Source organism: Pelosinus propionicus DSM 13327 (genome assembly GCF_900114615.1).
Lineage (GTDB): Bacteria > Bacillota > Negativicutes > DSM-13327 > DSM-13327 > Pelosinus > Pelosinus propionicus.
Genome location: NZ_FOTS01000098.1, coordinates 1 through 6,527 on the forward strand (window position 1 = coordinate 1; position 6,527 = coordinate 6,527).

6 protein-coding genes are annotated in these 6,527 nt (G+C 41.6%); all 6 read right to left on the reverse strand.

Annotated elements, in window-relative coordinates; genetic code table 11:
* Nucleotides 1-1,520: 2,3-bisphosphoglycerate-independent phosphoglycerate mutase (gene gpmI / locus BMZ99_RS25340; RefSeq protein ID WP_090944751.1), on the reverse strand; the 1,520-nt coding region annotated here is incomplete at its 3' end.
* Between the two features lie 11 nt (nt 1,521-1,531).
* Nucleotides 1,532-2,281 carry a triose-phosphate isomerase gene (gene tpiA, locus BMZ99_RS25345; protein WP_090944757.1) on the reverse strand — a complete coding sequence of 250 codons (750 nt, stop codon included), beginning with the start codon at nt 2,279-2,281 and terminating at the stop codon, nt 1,532-1,534.
* Between the two features lie 173 nt (nt 2,282-2,454).
* Nucleotides 2,455-3,642 carry a phosphoglycerate kinase gene (locus tag BMZ99_RS25350; protein ID WP_090944760.1) on the reverse strand — a complete coding sequence of 396 codons (1,188 nt, stop codon included), beginning with the start codon at nt 3,640-3,642 and terminating at the stop codon, nt 2,455-2,457.
* 63 nt (nt 3,643-3,705) lie between these two features.
* Nucleotides 3,706-4,719, reverse strand: coding sequence for a type I glyceraldehyde-3-phosphate dehydrogenase (gap, locus tag BMZ99_RS25355; RefSeq protein ID WP_090944763.1), 1,014 nt, complete (start codon nt 4,717-4,719; stop codon nt 3,706-3,708).
* Between the two features lie 69 nt (nt 4,720-4,788).
* Nucleotides 4,789-5,814 (reverse strand): sugar-binding transcriptional regulator, encoded by a 1,026-nt coding sequence (locus BMZ99_RS25360; protein WP_090944765.1) that lies wholly within the window; start codon nt 5,812-5,814, stop codon nt 4,789-4,791.
* 181 nt (nt 5,815-5,995) lie between these two features.
* On the reverse strand, nt 5,996-6,527 hold a 532-nt coding region (locus tag BMZ99_RS25365), incomplete at its 5' end, for a PEP-utilizing enzyme (protein WP_245755161.1).

Here is a 6,527-nt window from a genome sequence, read left to right on the forward strand (position 1 = left end):
CCAGTCATTTCAGCAGGAATTTCAATACCTGCCAAATCGAGAATAGTTGGAGCAATATCTGCTAAAATCCCTTTTTTCATTGTTCTTCCACGGTGTTTTTCTGACACCATGATCAAAGGGACTTCATTTGTCGTATGAGCAGTAAATGGCTCACCAGTAACATGGTCAAGCATCTTTTCTGCATTACCGTGATCAGCAGTAATGAGAGTGATCCCCCCTTGACTGCGCATAGCCTCTACAACACGGCCCACACAATTATCAACAGTAGTTACAGCCTTCATAGCGGCATCTAGTTTGCCAGTATGACCTACCATATCACTGTTAGCATAATTCAAAATAATCACATCAAACTTGCCAGTTTTAATGGCTTCTACCAACTTATCAGTCACCTCAATGGCGCTCATTTCTGGCTTTAAATCATAAGTAGCTACTTTGGGTGAAGCAACTAAAATCCGTTCTTCACCTGGATAAGGCTTTTCATCTCCACCGTTAAAAAAGAACGTTACATGAGCGTACTTTTCTGTTTCTGCAATTCTAAGCTGGGTTAAACTATTGTTCTCCAATACTTCACCTAATGTATTCTTTAAGAATTGAGGTTTATAAGCCACAGGTACAACCACTGTCTCATCATATTGGGTCATACTTGCGAAGTGAATTGGTAAAAGTCCTCCGCAGCGAATGAAACCATCAAATTTTTCATCAATAAATACACGAGTCATTTCCCGAGCCCGGTCAGGACGGAAATTAAAGAAAATAACGCTGTCATTAGCCTTAATACCGCAATCACCACATCCTGCAATCACCGTTGGAGCCACAAATTCATCTGTTTTGCCAAGTTTATAGGATGTTTCAACAGCTTCGCTAGCAGAAGCAGCTTCTTCTCCCGTACGGCAAACCATAGCGTTATACGCTTTTTCTACACGTTCCCAACGTTTATCACGGTCCATGGCATAATAGCGTCCAGCAATTGTTGCAATGCGACCAACGCCAATTTCTTTAATTTTTTCTTCCAAGGCTTTGATATACTCAATTCCACTAGAAGGTGGTACATCACGACCATCTAGAAAGGCGTGAACATATACCTTTTTCAGATCGTGGCGTTTTGCCATTTCCAATAGAGCATATAAATGGTCGATATGGCTATGTACGCCCCCATCAGATACAAGACCCATTAAATGCAGCGCACTATCATTAGTTTTTGCTTGTTCAACAGCATTGACCAAAACTGGATTCGTGAAAAATTCACCTTCCCTAATTTCTTTGGTAATGCGGGTCAATTCTTGATATACAATACGCCCTGCACCAATATTTAAATGACCTACCTCTGAATTACCCATTTGTCCTTCAGGCAATCCTACCGCTTCGCCAGAGCAAGTTAATGTTGTTGTCGGATATAATTCTGATAGCAGTTTCATATGAGGCGGCTCAGAACGAACAATTGCATTATATCCGTCTTTCTCATCTCCAAGGCCCCAGCCATCCAAAATTACTAGTGCAATTGGTGCTTTTAATTTACTCACCAAAACACCTCCTAAAATTTAACTATTTTACTAAATCCTACGGCATCAAGACTTGCACCACCAACTAATGCGCCGTCAATATCACTTTTGCCCATTAATTCTGCGATATTATCAGCTTTTACGCTGCCGCCGTATTGGATACGGGTTTTATCTGCAGTATCTTGTCCAAAGACTTCTGCTACTGTGCGACGTATAAAGGCACATACTTCATTTGCTTGGTCAGCAGTTGCAGTGCGTCCAGTACCAATTGCCCAGATAGGTTCATAAGCAATGACTAAGCTGGCGACTTGCTCTTTTGTCAAACCTTCTAAAGCAGCTTTTACTTGCTTGCCGACAAGAACTTCAGTAGTTCCCGCTTCACGTTCTTCTAAGGATTCACCCACACACACAATGGGTACTAAATTGCCTTCCAAAGCGGCTTTCACTTTTTTATTCACGGTTTCATCTGTTTCAGCAAAATACTGACGACGCTCTGAATGTCCTACAAGTACATACTCGCAGCAGACATCACGCAGCATCTCTGCTGTCACTTCTCCTGTGAAAGCACCTTTCTTTTCCCAATGCAAGTTTTGAGCACCTAAATGAATATTCGTGCCATGCAATGCATTTGCTACAGCAGTCAATGTAGTGAAGGTAGGGCAAACTACAATGTCAACCTCTTTTGCATCTGCAGTCAATTTGCCAAGTTCCTGCACTAACGCCACACCCTGGCTGCTTGTATTATGTAATTTCCAGTTGCCCGCAATAATTGGTTTACGCATTATTAAATTCCTCCATCTAGTTTTTTGTAACACGTTAAAACACAAGTCTTTTCTAACCGCAGAGGCGCAGAGGACGCTGAGAAAAATTAAATATGAAACGAATTTCCCCTCTGCGCTCTCTGTGTTCTCTGCGGTTCAATCATCTTTTCCTACTCTTTTAAAGAAACTACAGTTTACTTATCAGCTAAAGCTGCAATGCCTGGAAGCACTTTGCCTTCCAGGAACTCTAAGGATGCTCCGCCGCCAGTAGAGATGTGCGTAATTTTATCCGCTAAGCTCACTTTTTCCAAAGCCGCAATGGAATCACCGCCACCAACAATACTCGTAGCTTTTGATCCTGCAACTGCTTTAGCTACTGTTTCCGTGCCATTTGCAAAAGCATCCATTTCAAATACGCCCATCGGTCCGTTCCATACGATGGTTTGAGCAGTTTCTACGGCTTTTGCATAGACTGTTGCTGTCTCAGGTCCAATATCAAGAGCCATCCACTCACTATCGATATTAGCAACCGCTACCGCTTTATGCTGAGCATCTGCAGCAAATTTATCTGCAATTACAACATCAGTAGGCAAGAGTAAGTTGACGCCACGTTCTTTAGCAGCAGCAATCAGACTTTTCGCTAATTCTACCTTGTCAGCTTCCAGCAGCGATTTTCCAATATCATAACCTTGGGCAGCCAGGAATGTGTTAGCCATACCACCGCCAATGATTAGTGTATCTACTTTTTTCAATAAATTCTCAATCACACCAATTTTATCAGAAACTTTCGCACCACCGATAATTGCTACAAAAGGGTGAGTAGGATTAGCCACAGTTTGACCTACGAACAAGATTTCTTTTTCCATTAGGAAACCTGCCACTGCAGGCAGATATTTCGTAATTCCTTCTACAGAAGCATGTGCCCGGTGGGATACACCAAAGGCATCATTGACAGCAACATCCGCCAAGCTTGCCAATTGACGAGAAAATTCCGGATCATTTTTTTCTTCTGCTTTATGATAGCGAAGATTTTCTAACATTAAAATTTGACCTGGCTTTAAGGATTTCGCTTTTCCTTCTGCCTCGGAACCAACACAATCAGAAGCAATAGCTACTTCCTGGCCAAGTAAACTGGAAAGTCGTTTTGCCACAGGCAATAAGGAAAAGGCAGGCACAACTTCACCTTTTGGGCGTCCTAAATGGCTGGCAATAATGATTGCAGCATTTTGTGCCAATAAATATTTCAATGTTGGCAAGGTAGCACGAATCCGAGTATCTTCGGTAATATTACCGTCTTTATCCATGGGAACATTGTAATCCACACGAATAAAGACTTTCTTTCCGGCTACATCAATGTCTCTAATCGACTTTTTATTCAACATTTTTGTTTCTCCTTAAAAATATTGCCCGGCCCACAAAGGCCGGGCCATAAGATCTTTTAAAAATTATGCAAGTTCAGCAAAATACTTAATGGTACGAACCATTTGGCTTGTGTAGCTGCATTCATTATCATACCAAGAAACAGTTTGAACTTGAGTCAATCCGTTCTCCATAGGAGCTACCATTGTTTGTGTAGCATCGAATAAAGAACCATATCTGATACCAACGATATCACTGGATACCAATTCATCTTCCGTGTAGCCGAAGGATTCATCAGCTGCAGCTTTCATTGCTGCATTGACTTGTTCTTTAGTAACCGTACCTTCAACAACTGATATTAAAATCGTAGTAGAACCTGTAGGGGTTGGTACACGTTGTGCAGATCCAATTAATTTACCGTTTAATTCAGGAATAACTAAACCGATTGCTTTAGCAGCCCCAGTAGAGTTAGGAACAATATTCACTGCCGCAGCACGGGATCTTCTGAGGTCACCATTTCTTTGCGGGCCGTCAAGAGTCATTTGATCACCAGTGTAAGCGTGGATTGTGGACATAATACCACTCTTAATAGGAGCCAAATCATTAAGTGCCTTAGCCATAGGAGCTAAGCAGTTTGTCGTGCAAGAAGCTGCGGAAATAACTGTATCACTAGCTTTTAATATATCGTGATTTACATTAAAAACAACAGTAGGCAGATCATTTCCTGCTGGAGCAGAGATAACAACTTTTTTAGCACCAGCTTTGATATGTGCAGAAGCTTTTTCTTTAGAAGTATAGAAACCTGTGCATTCAAGAACAACATCTACACCAATTTCACCCCAAGGTAGCTCTTCTGCTTTTGCTGATTTGTAGATTTTTATTTCTTTGCCATCGATAGTAATTGAATCCTCACCTGCGGTCACTTTGCTAGCTAAAGCATAAGTTCCCTGAGTTGAATCATATTTCAATAAGTGTGCCAACATTTTAGGGCTTGTTAAGTCATTGATTGCAACAACATCATATCCTTCTGCCCCAAACATTTGCCTAAATGCAAGACGTCCAATACGTCCAAAACCATTGATCGCTACTTTTACTGCCATTTAAAAATACCTCCCAATTATATTTTTATTTTCGCCTAATACCCATTCCATAGGATATGCTATTAGGACTTATATAATACTCTGAATAGCTTTGGCTGCAGATTCATCTGTAATCAGTACATCCTGCCCACCGGCATTCGTAACTGCTACAATGGCCTTTGCTTTTCTTTGGCCTCCTGCTACAGCTACTACTACACCAACGTCCGCCAAATCATCCAGATGTAACCCAACACTGCTTGTAACATAAATATTTTTACCTTCTAAGGTACAATAATGCCCTAATGCCTCACCAACAGCACCACTGTTGATCAGTTCAGAAACAAACTCATGATCAAATCCTCGGCGTACAGCCATTTCATGTGCTTGGCCGATACCATGTATTAGAACGTCTGCATGTTTAATCATATCGGCTACAGAGAGAATATTGCTATTATTAGCCACCATCACACCAAGCATTTCTTCACTGATACCCTCAGGCACATGAATCATACGATACTTGCCGCCCAATTTAGTAGCCATAGCCGCTGCAATGGTATTAGCTTGGTTTTCTACTTTTTCCCCAAGCCCGCCGCGGGCAGGAACAACGGTAACAGAAGGCTGAGTAAAATGAATCGCTTCTGCAACATTGGCCATAATGGTTCCACCGCTTACCGCAACAATCATATCATTCTCATTTAAATATTGAGCCAATACATTAGCAGCAGCACGCCCTAATTCCCTGCGTACAGCAGTATCACTATCGCTATCCCCAGGAATGATAATGACCTGTTTAAGTCCTAGCTTTTCCGAAAGTTCATCTTCTAATGTCGTCAGTCCATGAAGGGCTTTAATATATTCAGATAAATCTTTCAGCAGGACCTGACCTTCCACTGTGATTGTCATGCCCATTTGAGAGAACTCTACCAGACCAGCATTCTTCAAAAATTCCACCTGAGCACGCACTACTCGCTCGCCTTTATCTAACATGGCAGCTAATGCTCTTCGCCCTACAGGTTCACTATGCTGAATTGATCTCAAGATATCATATCGTTCTTCAATGGCTGCAATAAGTTCAGGAGCAATTTTACGTTGAAGCTGAACAGCTTTCTTCCACATGACCTCTTCCTCCGGGACATCTTACGTCCCTCTGGCACAAATTTTGTCCCATCTTGTCAAAAAAATATACTAATAAGCGTAACGTATATTATTTCTAATATACTAACTTCGCCATACAATAAGTAACTCCTGCTAGTTCTAGCAAAAATTATGATAAAAATTGTATATAATTTTCAAACTATTATCTTGCGTTAATTTCACCGCTGTAAACTAATCCGCGAGCCGCATCGACTGTCACAACTGCACCATCAGTTAAGCGTTCAGTAGCACCATCTGCACCCACGATCACCGGAATGCCTGCACTAATGCCTACAATTGCTGCATGAGAGGTCAAGCCACCTTCTTCTGCTATCACGGCTGACGCTTTGGCTGCATATTTTGCCGTTTCATCATCTACATGAGAAACTACTAGTATTTCGCCTTCTTTAAATTTATTCTGCACATCTTTAATGGAATGAGCTACGCAGACTTTGCCAGTTACTGCTGTTGCACCAATACCAACGCCTCGTAATATAATATTTCCTACTACATGCACTCGAATCATATTGGTCGTTCCTGTACCAGTTCCTGTTGCATGAACTCCAGCCGTAATTACAATTAAGTCACCTTCACTAACAATTCCAGAGGCAACTGCGCTGTCAATATCATTTTGAACCATTTCATCACTATTCTTCGTTGCTGATCGCAGCACTGGCTGTACACCCCATAACAGA